Raw genomic sequence first — 17753 nt, 5'->3', positions numbered from 1 at the left:
ATGCAACATCTTTGGCGTTCAGTCGATGAAGTGGAACCTGGCCCGAAATGGGCCGGGCTTTTTGCCGAGTACTGGCCGGATTACAAGCGCTGGTGGAGCAGCGAGAGCGTCGAAGCGCGGCCGACATACTGGCAGTGTTATCAGGCGCTGAAGCACCACATGCCCGAACTGCTGGTAATCTATGAGCAGCTCTGCGAACTGGCCGGCGGCGGCGATGAAGCCGCCCGCTTTCTCAGCCTCTACAATCCGCCGCCCTATCTGTCCGGCTGTTCCCAGGCAGTCTGGACCGGTGCAGAGCCGGTTCTGGTGCGCAATTACGACTACAGTCCGCTGGCCTTTGACCGGCTCATCATGCGCACCGGCTGGCAGGGGCGCACGGTATTGGGAACATCTGATGGCCTCTGGGGGCTGGTCGACGGTATGAACGATGCCGGTCTGGCAATTTCCCTGACCTTCGGCGGCCGTCACGTAGTCGGTGACGGCTTCGGCGTGCCGATCATTCTGCGCTATGTGCTGCAGACCTGCGAAACCACCGAACAGGCCGCGGCTGTTCTGGCCCGCGTTCCCAGTCACATGAGCTACAATGTCACCGTGCTGGACGCGAAACGGAATTATATCACCGCCTATATGGCGCCCGACAGACCGACGCTGATCACCAAGTCGGCAGTTGCGACCAATCATCAGGAAAAGGTTGAATGGGCGGCGCATGCCCGCTTCACTGCGACCGTCGAGCGCGAGCGCTATCTGCTGCAGCGGATGACGATGCATAGAGATACCGAGGAAAAATTCATTTCTGCCTTCCTCAAACCGCCACTATATTCCTCAGCCTTCGCCGACGGATTTGGCACGCTCTATACTGCCATATATCGCCCCCGGCTCGGACAAATGGAGCTTCGCTGGCCCTTGGGGACCTGGCCATTCGATATCCATAATTTCGTTGAAGATCAGCGGATGATTCATATTCCGGTCTAAGGAGCGCAAACCCCATGAGCCATGTCTTTTCCCGCCATACGAAAATTCACCCGCCTGTCGTGGCTTCGGGGAAGGGGTGCTACCTGTTTGATCAGAGCGGCAAGCAGTATCTTGACGGATCGGGCGGCGCGGCGGTGTCCTGCCTTGGACACGGCGACACCGATGTCATCGATGCAGTAAAGGCTCAACTCGACGCAATAGCCTTCGCTCATACCGGCTTTTTCACATCCGAGCCGGCTGAGACTTTGGCTGATCTGTTGATTTCGAAAGCGCCCGAAGGGATCGACCGGGTCTATTTCGTCTCCGGCGGATCCGAGGCGACAGAAGCGGCGATCAAGCTCGCCCGGCAATATTTCGTAGAGAAGGGCGAGCCCGGCCGCTCCCGATTGATCGCGCGCAAGCAGAGCTATCACGGCAACACCATCGGCGCCCTGTCGGCGGGCGGCAATGAATGGCGCCGCGCCCAGTTCGGCCCGCTGCTCTTGGATGTGAGCCACATCGATCCCTGTTACGACTACCGCTTGCGCCACGCTGATGAAACGCCGGAGGCCTATGGTCTGCGCGCCGCCAATGCGCTGGAGACAGAAATTCTTCGTGTCGGTCCTGAAACGGTGATGGCGTTCATGGCCGAGCCGGTGGTCGGGGCCACATCAGGCGCAGTGCCGCCAGCACCGGGTTATTTCAAGCGGATTCGCGAAATTTGTGACCGCTACGGCGTTCTGCTGATCCTCGATGAGGTGATGTGCGGCATGGGACGCACCGGCAGCCTGTTCGCATCCGAGCAGGATGACGTCAGGCCCGACATCATTGCCATCGCGAAGGGACTTGGCGGCGGCTACCAGCCGCTTGGAGCGATGCTGTGTTCCGGCGAAATCTACAAGGCGATCGAGAACGGCAGTGGCTTCTTCCAGCACGGCCACACCTATATGGGCCATCCGGCCGCCTGCGCTGCGGGGCTTGCCGTTGTCGGGGCGATCGTGAATCGCCAATTACTGACGAAGGTCGAGGAAATGGGCCAATTGCTCAAAACCCGCCTGCAGGATCGTTTTGGCCAGCATCCCCATTTCGGCGACATACGCGGTCGCGGCCTCTTTGTCGGCGTCGAACTGGTGCAGGATCGCGAGACCAAGCAACCCTTCGCGCCCACCGACCGTATAGCACCCAAAATCAAGACCGCGACTTTTGATGCCGGCCTGATTTGCTATCCGATGTCGGGCACCATCGATGGCCGCAGCGGCGACCACGTGCTGCTGGCGCCGCCCTACATCATCACACCCGAACAGATCGATGAACTGATCGACAAGCTGGCAATCGGCATTCGCGCCGCCACCGGGGTCTGAAACATTCAACCCGGCGCGTTGGCGCCGGGAGGTGAGCAGGTCAGTGGCAGCCGCTGCAGACCTGCTGTGGTTCGAACCCGTATCCCGGAGTGGCAAACTCGCGCCAGTCGGGCGCGTTGCCTGAAGCATACCGCATCCCGATTGCCACCCAGTCGATCTCCCGTTCCAAACCCTGATTGAGCTGGATCGACCGCTCGCTGCCGCCATAGGTGATGACGGTCTGGCGCTCGGTAAAGTCGTCCAGACTTTGGCGCCATTCAGTGTCAGACCAGTGAAGCGTCAGGCCACGGGTGAGGGGATCATACTCCGCTGTGAACAAGGTGCCGAAGCCCTCTTCATATCTGACCTGACGCAACGGCTCTTTCAAAAACTCCGCAGCAAGCCCCTTGGGGTCCCTGCGTGAATCCGCGATCCGTTTGAGATGGGCCGCACGTTCGTATGTCCGGGTGAACGGGCCGCGGTCGGGCTGTGACCCGTCGTGCTGGTGGTTGGTCGCCACAGGGTCGGCAACAATCTGAATGCCGCCCCCCGCCAGCATCTCGACGCTGGCAGTGGTTCCCGACGCGTCGGCCAGAACGACATTATAGGGCATATGAGATGGCACCCGCCGCAGCACAGCAAGCGCGTCCTCGACCGTCCGGCAGGTTTCCAGCACATAGCGAAGGATCGTGGTGATGCCGAAGCCGGTGCCCGTGACCTGGCGGCCGCCATAGGCCAGCGCGATGCTGAGACCTGCGTCATTGATGCCATCGGACAGGCCCCAGAGGAATTCCACCATCCCCATCACGCCTCGGCCCGTCCAGGCTGACTTGAGCAGAAGCCCCTCATTGAGGTTAGGCGAAAGGTCATAGTTGCGCACCAGCCGGACCGTGTCGTGGTTTGACATAGCCACAAGCGAACAGCCGCCGAGGTAGTTTGGCGGACACCAGGTCGAAAGGAAGCGCGCCGCGCGGTCCGATCCACCGGCAAGGTCAACTAGGCGCCTGTACACGGGAACGAGCTCGGGCATGTGTTGGCTCAGCGCTGCTTCACAGTCCGCGCGCGACGGTCCGCTGTCGCCGCCTCGGGCGATGAACCAGCCTTCATAGGCGGGCCATGAGCGATCCCAGCGGGCCTTCCATTTCGGCCCGGGCAGGTCTTCTCTAATTGCGTCAAATCTCAAGCAAGCATCGGCCATGTTAGCGGTTCCCTTCTTGCGGGTTCAGGAAAAATCGGACGATCTCGGCGCTGGCATCCGGACCATCGGGATCGGTGTAAGATCCCGCAGCTCGACCGCCGGACCAGGCATGGCCCATTCCGTCGATCACCCAGTGCTCGATGCTCGACTGGCCGTGGGATCCGAAAGTGGTGTGTTTTTCAAACTGACGGCTGCCAAATGTGCCGCGCTCGGTGGTCTGATACTGTGTGTCGGTACCGTTCGACATCGCGTCCCGCGCAATCAGATCGCCGTTAACCGGATGGACAACAGCGTCCGAAGTACCGTGAAACACGATTGTACGTGGGGTCATCGTGGAGCGTGCCTTTCCCTCCATTGGTTTGCCGCCCATCGCAGCGAAGGCTGAGGCAACGTCGCGCGCTGCTCCGAACGGCAGGCCGGAGTGAACGGCGACGCCGGAATAAAGTTCCGGGTAGGTCTCGCCCATGATGACGGCCATCGCGCCGCCCGCAGACAGCCCCGCAACAAAAACCCGATCCAACGGGATATCGTGGCTTTCACAGACCTGCCGGGTAAGACCGGCGATGATTGCCGGTTCGCCGCGGTCGCGATTCTGGTCGCCACGGCTGAACCAGTTCCAGCAGGTCTGCGCATTGGCGCCACGCGACTGAGCGGGGTAGGCGACGACGAAACCATGTTTTTCAGCCTGTTCGTTCATCGCCGTTCCGGCAGCAAAGTCCTCGGGCGTTTGGGTGCAGCCATGCAGCATGACAATCAGCCCTGTCGGCCCTTTGCTGGCCGAAGCCGGACGGTAGACCCGGAACTCCCTGCTACCGGCAGCGTGGTCAAACCGGTGTTGGGTGAAACCGGCGCTCGCCGGAGTGTCTGGCCTGACGCGGGTTTCAGGCTTCACGAACGCCTGACCTGCGTGGGCGGTCGGTGACGTAAATCCTGGCAACCGACCCCAGGCCGAACCCGGACCGGCATCGGCCGCAGTGTTGGCCACGCCCTCCGGTCCATCCCAGGAAAGGCCGTGACGGGACAGTGTTTCCTGCACCAGGCGATCAGGATCGAAACGGCCACGGCGTGCGGAAGCCATTGCCTGACGCAGCGCGTCGGCATTGAAGAATGTCATCGTTGTTTTCCTTAGAAGTGTCGAAATGCCTACTTGATGCGGTCGGCCAGTGCGGTCTTGATTTCTTTGCTTGCCTGCAACGCCCCCAACACGGTTATCGTTCCAATCGTGGCGAGCGCCAGTTCGGGCGTCACGTCGTCGGCGATGCGGGCCAGGCCAACCACTTTGACATGCAGAATTTCACCGGCGACCCTCAGCGATTCAAGGTCGGCGCGGCTGTAGTCGCGCAGCCCCAGTTCCATGGTGTGCCGTTCGATGGAGCCGGCAACAGCATCCTGGTGGCTGACCAGTTGATTGCGAATGGCGGTGCGAATGAAATCTGACCGGTTCGAATAAAAACCCTCCTGCACCAGAAGGTCTATGCGGCCAAGGTCGACATAGCCCAGATTGATTGTGATTTTCTCGGTTTCCGGGGGCTTTTCCCGAAGCTGTCTGATGTTGCTCATGCAAAATTCCTTCCATGTGGATGGTATATGGATGGTAATTTTGCGAATTGCAAGAGGAACGTCTCACCAATGGCGGCCTTCACGCTCCACTGAAACCTGATTGCCTACTCTGAGGGGAGATATCTGGCGGGGTTGCCTTGCCTGACGCACCAAAGGCTTGATAATGAATCACACACCCAATTTAGGTCGCCATACACCCTGAACTGACTTCCCAGTGACACCGGTTGCAGCGCCGCGGGTCCATATCGGCGAGCCTCAACCATCAAGGAATTGCAATGATAGATCTCAAGAGCTTCGGCGACCTTACAAGCCTCGAATTGGGTGAATTCTCCCCCAAGCCAACGACCTTCACCGAAGGGCAGGTTGAGGCTGCCAAGCAACTCTGGGCTTCGACAGACGGCATGACCAAGGTCGGTGTGTGGGAATGCACCCCAGGACGGTTTTCCGCCGACCGGACCAAATCCGCGGAAATCTGCCATGTACTGAGTGGTTCGGCGACGGTGGAAGGCAAACAGGGCGGCGACACGCGCAGCATCGGACCGGGCGACGTGCTCGTCCTGCCGCTCGGCTGGGAAGGCGAATGGACCATCCATGAGCGCCTGCGCAAGACCTATGTGTTGACCAGCCAGCCCTGATAGCCGGCAGATCAATATGCCTGTGCTGCCGAGAAGGTCATGTCAGTAATCGTAGATATGCTCGATCTGAAGGCCCTGGGCCTTGATCTCGGACAGCGCAGGCTCGAGTTCTGATACCCTGACACCGACCAGCCAGCGGGCGCTGCCGCCATATCCGTCACGCGGAATTCGGGAAAGAATTGCGCCATGCTTGAGGGTTTTGAGATCCGGATCATCCCATCCGACCATCGACAGCATGATGTCATCATTGCCGGCGATCTCGTTGACCGTCCCGCCGCCGGCAATGATGGCTTCAAGAATATGGGTAAATTTTCGGTAGCGCGGCGTCTCGATGATCAGCCCGTCAGATGTCGTGTCAACCACATCGACGCCATCGATCAATTCAAGCGAAGATGCTTCAAGTCCGGTCACCACGCTTCTTATGCGTAGGGGGGCGACGCCCGCGGCTTCAACCGCTTCAGCAATGACACCGGCATAGGCACTCTTGGCGCTGAACTCACCGCCAAGCGCCAGCCGCCGTTCCCAGCCGCGCAGGAATGACGTAACCGGCTCGGCCCATAGCTCATCCTTTGCAGTCTCGAAATCATATTTGTACCAGGGTACCTGCTGCAGGAAAGTGGCATAATCGGCTGCCATCTGAGCGGCATAAAGATCTTGCGGGGATTTGTCAGCGCCGCGAATGACGGCAAACAGCCGCCCGATGGTTTCCTCGTAAGCAGCCTTCATCACCATTTCGAGCGTATAGCTGACACCGATGACATGGATGGTGGCGCGGGTGTTGAAATCACCGCCGCCATGCCGGTTGGCTTGCTGGTTCAGGGCGCAGAACGAGCGCCAGAAGCCCGAAATACTGGCGCTGTAATCAAAGGCGTATTCGTCCGTAGTCTCCAGCGTTTTGGCCAATCCCTCATAGGCATAGACAATGTGCCATTCGGGATAGGTGAGATAACTGTTGGCCTCCGCCCGCTGAAACGCCGGATCGGTGATCAGCGGCTGATAGGCAGTCGATTCCGGATCGGCGCGGCAAAAACTTTCGACATAGGCCACCGGCGACAAAAGCGCGACGACGCCAAGCACCAGCGCCAGCGCTGTCCATTTTACCACACGCCAGAGCCGCCTCATGTGCGGTTGGTCCGTTCGACAAAAAGGGCGGAGAGAACAGCAACGCCGCCAAGCGCGATATGCGGCAGGTTGGCGAGAATCTTGAAACCGAAATCAAGATCGACAACGCCATAATTGATGATCCCCAGATCGAGATAGCCCGACCCCGTGGCGAGACCTAGCAAACCGTCACCGAGATACAGAATGCCGAAATAGAGCAGGAATTTTCGCGATGCATTGCGACCGAGCCAGGCAGCGATCGCGGCCCACAGCGCCGAAGCGACATGCAGCAGGTCGTCAAAGATATCGAGTGCGAAAATGCCGAAGGCGCGGCCTTCACTGTCGGTCAGGCCGGGAATGTAGTTGAGGCTCGCAGCACCCAGCAGCACCACGGCGTAAACGGCGGATATCGAGCGTAATGTAATCATGATGACAATCCTGTTCTCAAAACTTCGCCCATGGTTTCAAAGCTTCGCCATGTAGCGGTCCCACAACGCATTGCGGAACACAAGGCCGGGGTCGGCAGCCCGCTTGCGTGCGGCAAATTCAGCCGCGCGGGAGTAGGCGCGCTGAAACTGAGGGTCAGTGGCATGCAATCTGTAGGGCAGGTAATAGGTGCCGCCAATCTCCAGCGTCCGCTCGATCAGCGCCTGGGTCATACGCGCCATATCGGCTTCGCCGCGCACCGACATCTCTTGCGAAAACAGCATAACGGCGGCGATCCGGGGTTCGGTGGCGTAGGTCAGGACACTGTCGGTATCAGTCGCCACATAGCGCAGCGTGATGTTGAGCAGTTCCTGAAACGACGACGGAATCACGTCTTGGCATGCGGCGATGAATTCATGGAACCGGGCAGGTGAGACGAAATACTCATGCAGAATATCGGTTCGCGTCGGGTCGCCATCATCCAGCGTCACCACCGGCTCGTTGATCAGGCTGTTGCGGGTGACGCCGCCGCTACCGAGCCGTGGTCCGACCTCGGTTTCCACAAACCATCTGCGTCGTTTGGCCCGGTCCGAGCCGAGCTGGGCGCGGAAAATATCCCGCGAAACCTTGCTCATCCAGCCTGAACCGGAGGCGGGCGGCAGATCGGCCTGATTCTCGTCAGTCCGGTAGGTGATCATCAGTGCCTCGTCGAAGAACCCGTCAATGGTCACATCGAGCCGGCCATAGGCCATGCTGATCGATGGATCGGAGGCAAGAGCCCCGGCAAATTTCGGCCCGAAATCTGCTCCGGAGACAGTTTCGAATGTCGGCATCAGCCGTTCATTCTTGACCATCTCGACGTCGAGATCGAGGATAACGCCATTGAGCCCGTAGCCGCCCATGGCGAGGCTGAACTGGTCTTCATTCTCATTGCGCGAACAGGTGATCACCTCGCCATCGGCCCGCATCAGCCGCAGCGAGCGAACTGTGCTGCCAAAGGCGCTGTGCGGAACCGGCCAGCCATGGGCATTGACTGCAAAGGTGCTGGCGACGCCAAAATCATTGTTGGACTGCATCACCTTTGGCGAGAAACCGATTTTGTCGAGGTCGGCGATCACCTGGCTCCAGCGCACACCCGCCGCCACACGGTAGGTCCCTGCCTGGGTGTCAGGCGTGAGCGTGCTCTGCTCAAACGTCACCGCGGTTCCCTCGCGCGGCAGGCTTTGCCCACCCATAGAATGCCGCGCCGCACTTGCCGAAAACGCCCGCGAGGCAGATTGCGCGTCGGTCAATTCAGACCTGAGCGCGGTCAGCAGTTTCGTCTCAGGGGCTTCAGAGAACGTCAGATGCCGCGCCACCGGCGTCGGGCTGAGCAGGCTGGCGTCATTGAGAATGGTACCGGTTGCCTGGACGGGATCGGTCGCCGGGAAAGGCAATCCGGCCGGAATTGTCTGCTGATCCCAGGCTCTGTAGGCGCCCGCACCGACAACAGCGCCCGCACCGGCGAGCAGGGATCTGCGTGTAATCTTGTTCATTTGGCTTCCCGCAGTGTGTTCGTCCGGAAATTGGCATGACAATGAGACACATCCGGAACGCTGTTGCCGGAAATTGCAGCAATCAGGTTAACACGGAGTGCAGACGTGATTGCGCCGAACACTATCGCGCACCGCCAAATTGACAAGAGTGAACTGGAGTTCGCCGACAATCCATGATTGTTTGATGCTGACAGCAAACCAGACCGCTGGCAGCGGATAGTGCGATTTTGTGATACTCAGTGGCATCGCGATGTAAGCCTTATTAATCGAACGATGCTCTAAGTGTGAAAGGCTTGATCACCTATTGGTTTGTCTTGGGCTTCAGTCCCGACGCTATGGGCAGCAACCGGCTTCGGCCTAGACTGGATGGATTGGCGTTGCCAATAAACTCGAAACCCGCAAATTCCGATTCTTCCATTATGCTTTTGGTAAACCACGCGGCAATGCTGGTTGCGATCCTGTTTGTCTGGGTTCTGGCAATGGCTGCATCGGCGCGGTTCCTGCCGGTGTCGAGTGAATTTCTGGCGATCGGTCCCGAACACCGGATTATCGAAAACCTCGGGCCGGAAGCGCGAATCTTGCGCACCGGCAATCACACGGTGGTGGTCAATATGACCACCGGGCAGGCGGGGAAATCGCTCTATGCCGCTGGCGCCTGGATAGTCCTGCCGGCGCTGGCCAACGGATGCCTGGCGTTGAGGTAATGATGAGTTTCATAACCCGGCCCACCATTGAAATTGACTGCCGCGCAACTTGACGCAGAAGCCTCAAAGCTCTTGTGAGTGCCATTGCGGATCTGTATCTGTTGGCGGGTTCGCAGTACAGGTGAGGAACATGATCGGGACACGACGGGTTATCAGCAGTTCGGGATTGGTGCGCATGCTGTGCGCGCTGTCGCTGCTGCTCGTTGCCTTCGCCCACAAACCGCTCATTTCTTCGGCAGCGGCCTCAGCCTATGCCGGCGTCAATGTCGCCGATTACGTTCTTCCCGACGGCACGCTTCCCGATCTCTGCCTTGATGGGGAGGGCACCGGCAAACATGGCGTTGCCAGCCCTTGCGAAGCCTGTCGCATTGTCTCCTCTGTTGATCTGCCGTCCCCGTTGGACGTCTTTGTGATCAACCGCAGGATTGCGCCTGCCGAACCGGTGCGCGCCCGCAACATCGGGTTCACGCCTCCGGTGCTGCAGTCCAGCGCGTCTCCGCGCGGCCCCCCTTCTTCCCAAGCCTGATTTTTCTGCTGCCTTGGCGCACCGTTGCGCCTGTCGCAGCCTTTGACCTGATCAACGCCTGAGCTTGGGCGTGGGTCGTCAATCTTGCCATTGCCGGGTCAAGATTCGCCTCGCAAGGCGTCTGTCCTGTTCCAGTCCATTCCGCCCGTTCCGGGCACTCTGAAAGAAAGCCAATCCCATGAAAAAAATTGCCATTCTTCTCTCCACTGCCCTTCTCGGTTTTTCAACCGCGATCGTGTCCGCCCACGACTACAAGGTCGGTGAACTGATGATCGACCACCCGGTTGCGCGTGCAACACCGCCCAATGCGCCCGTGTCCGGCGGCTATATGACGATCCATAACAATGGTTCCGAGGCTGACCGGCTTGTCAGTGGCGAAGCCGCATTTGCCGGCCGCGTTGAAATTCATGAAATGTCGATGGAGGGCGAAGTCATGAAAATGCGCCAGCTCGTCGATGGCCTGGAAGTTCCAGCCGGCGGCGAGGTCGTGCTCAAGCCAGGCGGTTACCACATCATGTTCATCGGTCTTGAGCAGCAGCTCACGGAAGGCGAAACATACCCCGTCACGCTTGTCTTCGAAAAGGCCGGTTCGGTGGATGTCGAGTTCAACGTTGAGACCATTCAGAAAATGAACGAGAACATGGACCACGGCAAGATGGACCATAGCAAAATGAAGCAGGGCGGCTGAAGCATCATTGCATGATCGAAAATGCTAAAGGGCGGCATTGGCCGCCCTTTAGTCATCACCGTTGAACTGGCCTAATCCGCTTCGGCACGGTCACCGATGAGGCTGCCGTCCTCCAGTGCGTCACCGGGATAAAGGATCACCTGATCGCCTTCGGTCAGGCCCGACAGGATCTCGGCGCGCCGGTCGGTCATGTGCTCGATCTCGACCGGCACCACCCGCGCATGGCCATCGTCCATCTTGAACACGGCCCAGTCACCGCCATCGCGGTAAAGGGCGCTGACCGGGATCTGCAGGGCCGCATCTGAGGACCACGTGATCAGATTGGCGATCACCCGGAATCCATGGCCGAGGTCGTCCGGCGGAGGGCGATTAAGGGCAAGGATGGCGTTGACCCGCTGTTCGGAGATTCCCAGTGCAGAGGTCTTGGTGAAGGCCGACGGTTCGATCCGTTCCACCTGCGCCTGCAATGTCTCCACCCCGCCCCAGTCGGTGATCAGCGCCGGACTGCCCGGATGCACCTTCACCGCATCAGCCGACAGCAAATCCACCAGAATTTCGAGATCTGATGGGTCGCCGACTTCGGCAATCAGCTGTCCCACCGTGGCGGCCTGTTCGCTCTTGGCGGTGAGCGAGAGGATGATCCCGTCGATCGGTGAAACAATATCAATGCAGCATTCGCCATTGGCTTCCGGCGTTGATGTTTGCCCCGGCTGAGCCAGCCTGGCCTGCGCACTGGCAAGCTCTGCTCGCCTAAGTGCAATCATCGCTTCGGCGGAGGTCACCTGAGCTTCGGCGAGTTCGAGTTCTCCGCCCAGCCGCTCCAGTTCACTCGGGGACATAATATTGGTCGCGGCAAGTTTCAGGGCCCTGTTGTGCGTGGCACGGGCGAGGTTGCGTCCGGTGCGAGCGCGAACCAGTTCCACTTCGGCCACCGCAACGCTGGAACGCGCCGCGTCGATGCCGGCCATTAGTTCAGTTCGCGTTCGTGTATCCAGGAACGGCGGATCGAGCGGGTGGATGCTTGCGATGCTCTGGCCCGCAGCAATCTCGTCGCCAACTGAAAATTCGGTTCGGTCGAGATGGCCGGTGATGGGTGAAGAGACTGCATAGACATTGCGAATGCGGGTGATCCCGTCCTCCTTCACCGTCACCTGCAGCGGCGCAATCGTCACCGTGGCAAGATCGACCAGGATCGGCCTTTCCCTGAACGCGACATAGAGCGCCCCGCCGATCACGGCGGCGGATACCAATCCTGCGAGGCTTTTGACAAGCACAGAGGCCATGGTTTCAGTCCCTTGTTTTCAAGACGCGGATAAGATCGAGCCGGTCGATGCGGCGTCGCACGATCAGCGCCGACACCAGCGCCCCGCCAAGCACGATCAGGCTCGACACGGCATAGGTGGACGCATTGATGATAAGCGGAATTCGGAACAGATCGCTTTCAAAGCCCTTTGCGACCAGTTTCGAAAAACTGTGACCGATCAGCCAGCCCAGGGGTTGCGCCAGGATTACCATCACACCAAGCTCGGTGAGCAGCACCTTCGACACTTCACCATTGGTGAAGCCAAAGACGCGCAGGCTGGCAAGTTCGCGGGCCCGCTCGGACAGCTGGATCCGGGCCGAATTGTAGATCACCCCGAACGTGATGATCATGGCCAGCGACACATAGATGGTGATGCTGATGCCGATATTTTCCTCGATGACGGCCTGAAACCGCTTCCGCGATATCCCTTGCAGAGCCACCGAGGCGATCGCCGGCGTTTGTTTGACCTCGTCATAGAGATCATTGATGCGGCTTTCGTCGACGATCACCCGTGCACCGGAAATCCGCAAACCCCGGCCTGACAGACGGTCGAGCGCTTCTCGGCTCATGTTTGCTGTCAATCCGACATAGCTGTTGGTGACACCGACCAGTGGCACCAGTACCCGGCGGCCCTGTCCGTCACTCAGTTCGACATCAACCTGGTCTCCGGGCACGAGATCAAGGTGGCTGGCCAGACGTTCTGACAGCAATATCCCCGCCGGCGGCAGTCTGATCGCACCAAAATCCTGATCCAGAACCCGGCTGATGTCCGTATCGGGGTCGGAACCGATGATCGCGACATTTCGCGACCGGTGCCCGTTCCTCAGCGTTGCCGCTTCGGCGCGGAACGGCTCCGCCGCCAGCACGCCGGGCAACCGGGCAACATCGCGCAGGGCTTCGTCGGAGCGTTGTGCAGCGAATGTCAGCGTCGCATCCTGCCGGTCGGCCCTGAACCAGATGGTGTCGATCATGTGGTCGATGGAATCAAACGCGAACAGCGATGTGATCAGCAGCGCCACCGGCAGGGCGGTGCCCAGCGTCGTCAATGCGGTGCGCAGCGGCCATCGCACCAGATGTCTCAGCGCCATGGTGGTGAGTTGCGAGAACGGCAGCCGGAAACGCCCCGACAAGCCGCTGAAGATGCTGTGATATCCGGTCGGCGCTGGTGGCCGCATCGCCACGGCCGGCGGCAACCGCACCGCACCGATGATGGCGTTGGCAGCGCCAACAAGCGCGGCGGCGAAGGTCACCAGTGCGGAAATCACATAGAGATCGGGAGATTGCGAGAACACCAGAAACGGGAACGAATAGAATTCGCCGTAAAGCGAGGCCATGCCGTGGCCCAGCCGGGTGCCGGCGATGGCGCCGATCGCCACGCCAACGACCGAGATCACCAGCGTCAGCTTGGCATAATGCCAGGCAATTGCTGCATTGGAGTACCCGACGGCTTTCAAAAGGCCGATCTGTTCGCGTTCCAGCGCAATCAGCCTGCTCAGGATCATGTTGACCAGAAAAGCCGAAATGAACAAAAAGATCGGCGGGATCACCTGCGCCATGGCTCTGAGCTGGGTCAATTCGGAATCAAGGAACGCATCTGACATGTGGTCGGTGCGGTCATAGGCGCCGGCGCCGCCATGCGGTTTGAGGATGGTGTCGAGCCGCGCAATCACATCCCTGCTGTCTGCATTACGCGACAGTGTCAGCGATACGTCGTTGAACGCTCCCTTCATGTCATAGGCGCCTTCGAGCACAGACCGGTGCATGTGAATGACGCCGAAGCGCTTCTGGTCCGGCACCATGTCGCCCGGGCCGATGGCATAGACATATTCCGGAGACAGCGTGATCCCGGTGATCGACAGATGCCGCTGGCGGCCATTGATCAGCACGTCGAAGCCGTCGCCGGGGCGAAAATTGTGGGCTTCAGCGAAGGCCTCGATGATGGTCGCTTCATCGGGACGGCCAGGTTCCGGCATGCGGCCCGAGCGCAGATAGAGCCGGTTGACCGCTGGTTCGCCATCGTCGGGGATCGAAATCAGCATGCCTGTCGCCGGTTCGGCCATGCCGGTGATGTCGATGATCACCGGATTGACGATACGGGTTTCCACAGCCGAGACGCCGTCGATAGCCGCGATTTCGGCCTTGAGGCTTTCGGGCGCCCGTGTCGCGCTGGCAAAAATCTGGCCGAATCGGGTCCTGTCGTAAAACGCCTCACGGGTATCTTCAAGCGCCCGTGTCGCGCCGAGTGCCAGGATCAGCGTCATCACGCCACAGGCCATCACCAACGCCACGGCCAGCGATTGCGCCCACAGCCGCACAAGATCGCGGACCAGCTTGCGGTCAAGCATGCTCAAGCCCTTCACCAGCTTACCTCCGACGGCTTGATCCGGGTGGGATTGAGTTCACACGAGGCGATGCGGCCGTCCAGGAACGTGAACACCCGGTGGGCAATCTTCCGGATGCCGGCATTGTGGGTGATAATGGCAGTGGTTGCGCCTGTTTCCTCGTTCACCCGGGCGAGCGCTTCAAGAACGATGATGCCGGTGGCTGAATCAAGCGCGCCGGTTGGCTCGTCGCATAAAAGCACTTCCGGTCTTTTGGCGATCGCCCGGGCAATAGCCACACGCTGCTGCTCGCCGCCGGAAAGCTGCGCCGGAAAGTGGTTCATGCGGCTTTCGAGCCCGACAAGCGCCAGCGCATCGCCGGCTGACATGGGTTTTGACGCCACTTCGGTGATCAACGCCACATTCTCCCACGCGGTCAGGCTGGGAATCAGGTTGTAGAACTGGAACACAAAGCCGACATGGTCGCGGCGGTAGGAGGTGAGTTGCCGGTCATTGGCGCCGGCCAGTTCCTCGCCCTTGAACTTGACCGAACCCGAAGTCGGCCGGTCAAGTCCGCCAATAATGTTGAGCAGTGTGGACTTGCCGCTGCCTGATGGACCCAGCAAAACCACCATTTCGCCTGATTCGAGTGTCATATCGACTCCATTGAGCGCCCGCACTTCGACGTCTCCGGTGCGGTAGATCTTGGTCAGGCCGGTGATCTGGAAAACCGGCGGCATCGGAGTGTCTGCTTCAGGTCTCATCCACCGGACCCTAACAGATCCGCGAGGATATTTTTTGATTCGGGTCAAATCCTGCAAGCTGCTTTGTGAAATATGCAGTGAAAGTGATATTTCCGTGTTAATGGTTGGTTGCGCCGACGGAGATCAGCCTCTGCGACATCTTGTGTATATGGAAGTACTGCGCGTTCGGTTAGAGTGAAGTTTATCGGAGAACGCCCCTTGGATATTCAGCGTAAAGACGTACACAACTCGGATACACCTCTGCTGTGCCAGGCTTGCGAGAGCCGTCATCGCGGTGTGTGCGGAGCATTGACCAGCGAACAACTCCTGAAATTGAGCAAGCATTCCAGCCGGCGCGAGGTTGAGCCGGGCACGGAATTGATCGGCGAGAGCTTATCCACAAAAAGCTATTCCAACATCATTTCCGGTGTGGTGAAGCTGTCGAAAATGATGGCCGATGGTCGTCAGCAGATTGTCGGTCTGCAATTCGCGCCGGATTTCCTTGGCCGGCCCTTCCGCGCCGAGAACGGTGTGAGCGCCGAGGCGGCTACCGACGTCAAGGTCTGTTCCTTTCCCAAGAACGTCATTGAACGCATGATCGGCGAAATGCCTGAACTCGAGCACAAGCTGCTGGAGCAAACGCTCAACGAACTGGATGAAGCGCGCAACTGGATGCTGACGCTCGGGCGCAAGACCGCAGGCGAGAAGGTCGCGAGTTATCTGTTGTTGATCGCCACCCATGCTTTTCCGGACAATGAAGAAGATTCGGTCGCTTTTGATCTGCCGATGAGCCGGACCGATATCGCCGATTTCCTTGGCCTGACCATGGAAACCGTCAGCCGGCAATTGACCAAGCTGCGCAAGGAAGACGTCATCAAGGTGGTCAACAATCGCCATGTCGAAGTTCCCGATCTGTCACGCCTGTCAGAACGCGCCGGCGTCTAGGCCTGCAGGCTTACCTTTTTTTGGTTACGTCAATTTCTGTTTGTAACGGAAAGCTTCTGTACTAGGCTCCCCTGCATGGGCTTGGCAGGAGGCGTGGATGGAGTTTGACTATGTCATCGTCGGTGGCGGCTCGGCCGGGTCGGTTCTTGCTGCACGTTTGAGCGAAGATCCCTCGGTGACGGTTTGCCTGCTGGAAGCCGGCGGCGACGGCAAGAATATTCTGGTGCGCGCGCCACTCGGCATGATCGTTACGCTGCCGGGACGACCGAAAATCAACAATTGGGCCTTCGAAACGGTTCCGCAACCCGGACTTGGCGGACGCCGGGGCTATCAGCCACGCGACCGTGCGCTGGGTGGATCGAGCGCGCTCAACGCCATGCTCTATGTCCGCGGCCATCCCTCCGATTATGATGATTGGGCAAAAGCCGGATGCGACGGCTGGGGCTGGTCTGACGTGTTGCCGCTTTTTCGTCGCTCCGAGCGCAATGTGCGGGGCTCCGACGACTTGCACGGCGGGTCCGGACCGCTCGAGGTGGCCGAACAACGGAGTCCGCGGCCGATCAGCCACGCCTTTGTCGACGCCGCCGCCGAAGTCCAGATCCGCCGCAACGATGATTTCAACGGTCCCGACCAGGAAGGGGCCGGCCTTTTTCAGGTCACCCAGTTCTGGCGTGACGGCAAACGGGGCGAACGCTGCTCGGTTGCCGCTGCCTATCTGCATCCGGTGATGAACCGTCCCAATCTGGAGGTCATCACCGGCGCCCACGCCACCAAAGTGGTGCTCGAAGGTCTTCGCGCCAGTGGCGTCAAATACCGCAAGGGCAGACACGAGCATCAGGTCAAGGCCCGTGCGGAGGTGATCCTGTGTGGCGGTGCGTTCAACTCGCCGCAACTGTTGATGCTGTCAGGCATCGGGCCCGGAGAGCATCTGCGTGCTCGCGGCATTGATGTGGCAAAGGAGCTTCCCGGCGTTGGCCAGAACCTGCAGGATCATCTCGATTACATTTACGCAGCCAAGACCCGCGACACCGATGTGCTGGGGTTCGGACCGGTCGGCGCCTACAAGCTGGTCCGCGATATCCTGAGCTGGCGGCGGGATGGAACCGGGGTTGTCGCTTCTCCGGGCGCGGAAGCCGGCGCCTTCCTCAAATCCGATCCGGATCTCGATCGCCCCGACCTGCAACTGCATTTCGTCGCAGCACTGGTTGATGATCATTCCCGCAAACTGCACATGGGCTATGGCTATTCCTGCCATGTCTGCGTGCTCAGGCCGCATTCGCGCGGCGAGGTCGGGCTCGACGGACCCGACCCGATGCGGGCGCCAAGGATTGATCCGAAATATCTCTGCGATGACCGCGATGCGGATTTGATGCTCAAAGGCGCCCGGATCACCCGTGAAATCATGGATGCACCGTCTTTGCGCAAATATCGGCTCAGGGAAGTCTACACCCGTGACGGTATGGATGACGCCGAACTGATGGGCCATATCCGCGCCCGCGCCGACACGATCTACCACCCCGTCGGCACCTGCCGCATGGGCCGTGACGCGCTTGCCGTCACTGATCCGCAGCTCAGAGTTCACGGGATCCAGGGATTGCGCATCGTTGATGCTTCGGTGATGCCGACATTGATTGGCGGCAACACCAATGCACCCACAGTGATGATCGCCGAAAAAGCCGCCGACATGATCAGGGCGCATGCGAAGGGTGAGGGGCACTAACAGCATGGCCCGCTCCGCATCCTGTTGCCGCTCGCCCGTGCGCTTGCTAGAAACCCG

At 59.7% G+C, this 17753-nt stretch carries 17 protein-coding genes; 8 read left to right on the top strand and 9 right to left on the bottom strand.

Annotated elements, in window-relative coordinates; translation table 11 throughout:
* Positions 1 to 972 carry a C45 family peptidase gene (locus tag IMCC20628_RS13445; protein WP_047030643.1) on the top strand — a complete coding sequence of 324 codons (972 nt, stop codon included), beginning with the start codon at positions 1 to 3 and terminating at the stop codon, positions 970 to 972.
* Between the two features lie 14 nt (positions 973 to 986).
* The gene (locus IMCC20628_RS13440; RefSeq protein WP_047030642.1) at positions 987 to 2312 is read left to right on the top strand and encodes an aspartate aminotransferase family protein; all 1326 of its coding nucleotides are present in this window, start codon (positions 987 to 989) and stop codon (positions 2310 to 2312) included.
* A 40-nt stretch (positions 2313 to 2352) separates the two neighbouring features.
* Here IMCC20628_RS13440 and IMCC20628_RS13435 read toward each other — a convergent pair whose 3' ends face one another.
* Genes IMCC20628_RS13435 through IMCC20628_RS13425 form a run of 3 tightly spaced genes read right to left on the bottom strand, consistent with a single transcriptional unit; the run spans position 2353 to position 5049 of the window.
* Entirely contained in the window at positions 2353 to 3489 is a 1137-nt protein-coding gene (locus IMCC20628_RS13435; protein ID WP_047030641.1) for a C45 family peptidase, read from the bottom strand.
* Position 3490: 1 nt separating this feature from the next.
* The gene (locus IMCC20628_RS13430; RefSeq protein WP_047030640.1) at positions 3491 to 4603 is read right to left on the bottom strand and encodes a PHB depolymerase family esterase; all 1113 of its coding nucleotides are present in this window, start codon (positions 4601 to 4603) and stop codon (positions 3491 to 3493) included.
* Positions 4604 to 4632: 29 nt separating this feature from the next.
* Positions 4633 to 5049, bottom strand: a complete 417-nt coding sequence (locus IMCC20628_RS13425; protein ID WP_047030639.1) for a CopG family transcriptional regulator — start codon at positions 5047 to 5049, stop codon at positions 4633 to 4635.
* 275 nt (positions 5050 to 5324) lie between these two features.
* Here IMCC20628_RS13425 and IMCC20628_RS13420 point away from each other — a divergent pair, with 275 nt between their 5' ends.
* Positions 5325 to 5684 (top strand): cupin domain-containing protein, encoded by a 360-nt coding sequence (locus tag IMCC20628_RS13420; RefSeq protein WP_047030638.1) that lies wholly within the window; start codon positions 5325 to 5327, stop codon positions 5682 to 5684.
* A gap of 42 nt (positions 5685 to 5726) precedes the next feature.
* Here IMCC20628_RS13420 and IMCC20628_RS13415 read toward each other — a convergent pair whose 3' ends face one another.
* The 3 genes from IMCC20628_RS13415 to IMCC20628_RS13405 are packed head-to-tail and all read right to left on the bottom strand — an operon-like array spanning position 5727 to position 8746.
* Positions 5727 to 6806: a hypothetical protein gene (locus IMCC20628_RS13415; RefSeq protein ID WP_047030637.1), complete on the bottom strand. Its 1080-nt coding sequence runs from the start codon at positions 6804 to 6806 to the stop codon at positions 5727 to 5729.
* Positions 6803 to 7213, bottom strand: a complete 411-nt coding sequence (locus IMCC20628_RS13410; protein ID WP_047030636.1) for a membrane protein — start codon at positions 7211 to 7213, stop codon at positions 6803 to 6805. Before IMCC20628_RS13410 ends, IMCC20628_RS13415 begins: the two co-directional genes overlap by 4 nt.
* A 36-nt stretch (positions 7214 to 7249) precedes the next feature.
* Positions 7250 to 8746 (bottom strand): FAD-binding oxidoreductase, encoded by a 1497-nt coding sequence (locus tag IMCC20628_RS13405; RefSeq protein WP_047030635.1) that lies wholly within the window; start codon positions 8744 to 8746, stop codon positions 7250 to 7252.
* A 419-nt stretch (positions 8747 to 9165) separates the two neighbouring features.
* Here IMCC20628_RS13405 and IMCC20628_RS13400 point away from each other — a divergent pair, with 419 nt between their 5' ends.
* From IMCC20628_RS13400 to IMCC20628_RS13390, 3 genes are all read left to right on the top strand, one after another.
* Complete coding sequence (locus tag IMCC20628_RS13400; protein ID WP_047030634.1) at positions 9166 to 9450, top strand: hypothetical protein; 285 nt, start codon at positions 9166 to 9168, stop codon at positions 9448 to 9450.
* Positions 9451 to 9580: 130 nt separating this feature from the next.
* On the top strand, positions 9581 to 9976 hold the full coding sequence (locus IMCC20628_RS13395; RefSeq protein ID WP_156174513.1) for a hypothetical protein: 396 nt from the start codon (positions 9581 to 9583) through the stop codon (positions 9974 to 9976).
* A 178-nt stretch (positions 9977 to 10154) separates the two neighbouring features.
* Positions 10155 to 10664 (top strand): copper chaperone PCu(A)C, encoded by a 510-nt coding sequence (locus IMCC20628_RS13390; protein ID WP_047030633.1) that lies wholly within the window; start codon positions 10155 to 10157, stop codon positions 10662 to 10664.
* A 71-nt stretch (positions 10665 to 10735) separates the two neighbouring features.
* Here the strand turns inward: IMCC20628_RS13390 and IMCC20628_RS13385 are convergent, their stop codons facing one another.
* The 3 genes from IMCC20628_RS13385 to IMCC20628_RS13375 are packed head-to-tail and all read right to left on the bottom strand — an operon-like array spanning position 10736 to position 15052.
* Entirely contained in the window at positions 10736 to 11947 is a 1212-nt protein-coding gene (locus tag IMCC20628_RS13385) for an HlyD family efflux transporter periplasmic adaptor subunit (RefSeq protein WP_047030632.1), read from the bottom strand.
* A gap of 4 nt (positions 11948 to 11951) precedes the next feature.
* Entirely contained in the window at positions 11952 to 14312 is a 2361-nt protein-coding gene (locus IMCC20628_RS13380; protein WP_047032561.1) for an FtsX-like permease family protein, read from the bottom strand.
* A gap of 11 nt (positions 14313 to 14323) precedes the next feature.
* Complete coding sequence (locus IMCC20628_RS13375; RefSeq protein ID WP_245307775.1) at positions 14324 to 15052, bottom strand: ABC transporter ATP-binding protein; 729 nt, start codon at positions 15050 to 15052, stop codon at positions 14324 to 14326.
* Positions 15053 to 15250: 198 nt separating this feature from the next.
* On the opposite strand from IMCC20628_RS13375, the gene IMCC20628_RS13370 reads away from it, so the two are divergent.
* Together IMCC20628_RS13370 and IMCC20628_RS13365 are read left to right on the top strand one after the other, a co-directional pair.
* Positions 15251 to 15976, top strand: a complete 726-nt coding sequence (locus IMCC20628_RS13370; protein WP_047030631.1) for a Crp/Fnr family transcriptional regulator — start codon at positions 15251 to 15253, stop codon at positions 15974 to 15976.
* Positions 15977 to 16073: 97 nt separating this feature from the next.
* On the top strand, positions 16074 to 17696 hold the full coding sequence (locus tag IMCC20628_RS13365) for a GMC family oxidoreductase N-terminal domain-containing protein (RefSeq protein WP_047030630.1): 1623 nt from the start codon (positions 16074 to 16076) through the stop codon (positions 17694 to 17696).
* Positions 17697 to 17753 lie beyond the last annotated feature (57 nt).

Origin of the sequence: Hoeflea sp. IMCC20628 (assembly GCF_001011155.1) — a bacterium.
Taxonomy (GTDB): Bacteria; Pseudomonadota; Alphaproteobacteria; order Rhizobiales; family Rhizobiaceae; genus Hoeflea.
Note: the sequence above shows the minus strand (reverse complement) of the source record. Positions and strands in the feature narration are given on the sequence as shown.

Bases quoted from the DNA above. Each gene is read 5' to 3' on its own strand.
- IMCC20628_RS13445 (WP_047030643.1), top strand. From the start codon at position 1: ATGCAACATCTTTGGCGTTCAGTCGATGAAGTGGAACCTGGCCCGAAA.
- IMCC20628_RS13440 (WP_047030642.1), top strand. From the start codon at position 987: ATGAGCCATGTCTTTTCCCGCCATACGAAAATTCACCCGCCTGTCGTG.
- IMCC20628_RS13435 (WP_047030641.1), bottom strand. From the start codon at position 3,489: ATGGCCGATGCTTGCTTGAGATTTGACGCAATTAGAGAAGACCTGCCC.
- IMCC20628_RS13430 (WP_047030640.1), bottom strand. From the start codon at position 4,603: ATGACATTCTTCAATGCCGACGCGCTGCGTCAGGCAATGGCTTCCGCA.
- IMCC20628_RS13425 (WP_047030639.1), bottom strand. From the start codon at position 5,049: ATGAGCAACATCAGACAGCTTCGGGAAAAGCCCCCGGAAACCGAGAAA.
- IMCC20628_RS13420 (WP_047030638.1), top strand. From the start codon at position 5,325: ATGATAGATCTCAAGAGCTTCGGCGACCTTACAAGCCTCGAATTGGGT.
- IMCC20628_RS13415 (WP_047030637.1), bottom strand. From the start codon at position 6,806: ATGAGGCGGCTCTGGCGTGTGGTAAAATGGACAGCGCTGGCGCTGGTG.
- IMCC20628_RS13410 (WP_047030636.1), bottom strand. From the start codon at position 7,213: ATGATTACATTACGCTCGATATCCGCCGTTTACGCCGTGGTGCTGCTG.
- IMCC20628_RS13405 (WP_047030635.1), bottom strand. From the start codon at position 8,746: ATGAACAAGATTACACGCAGATCCCTGCTCGCCGGTGCGGGCGCTGTT.
- IMCC20628_RS13400 (WP_047030634.1), top strand. From the start codon at position 9,166: ATGCTTTTGGTAAACCACGCGGCAATGCTGGTTGCGATCCTGTTTGTC.
- IMCC20628_RS13395 (WP_156174513.1), top strand. From the start codon at position 9,581: ATGATCGGGACACGACGGGTTATCAGCAGTTCGGGATTGGTGCGCATG.
- IMCC20628_RS13390 (WP_047030633.1), top strand. From the start codon at position 10,155: ATGAAAAAAATTGCCATTCTTCTCTCCACTGCCCTTCTCGGTTTTTCA.
- IMCC20628_RS13385 (WP_047030632.1), bottom strand. From the start codon at position 11,947: ATGGCCTCTGTGCTTGTCAAAAGCCTCGCAGGATTGGTATCCGCCGCC.
- IMCC20628_RS13380 (WP_047032561.1), bottom strand. From the start codon at position 14,312: ATGCTTGACCGCAAGCTGGTCCGCGATCTTGTGCGGCTGTGGGCGCAA.
- IMCC20628_RS13375 (WP_245307775.1), bottom strand. From the start codon at position 15,052: ATGAGACCTGAAGCAGACACTCCGATGCCGCCGGTTTTCCAGATCACC.
- IMCC20628_RS13365 (WP_047030630.1), top strand. From the start codon at position 16,074: ATGGAGTTTGACTATGTCATCGTCGGTGGCGGCTCGGCCGGGTCGGTT.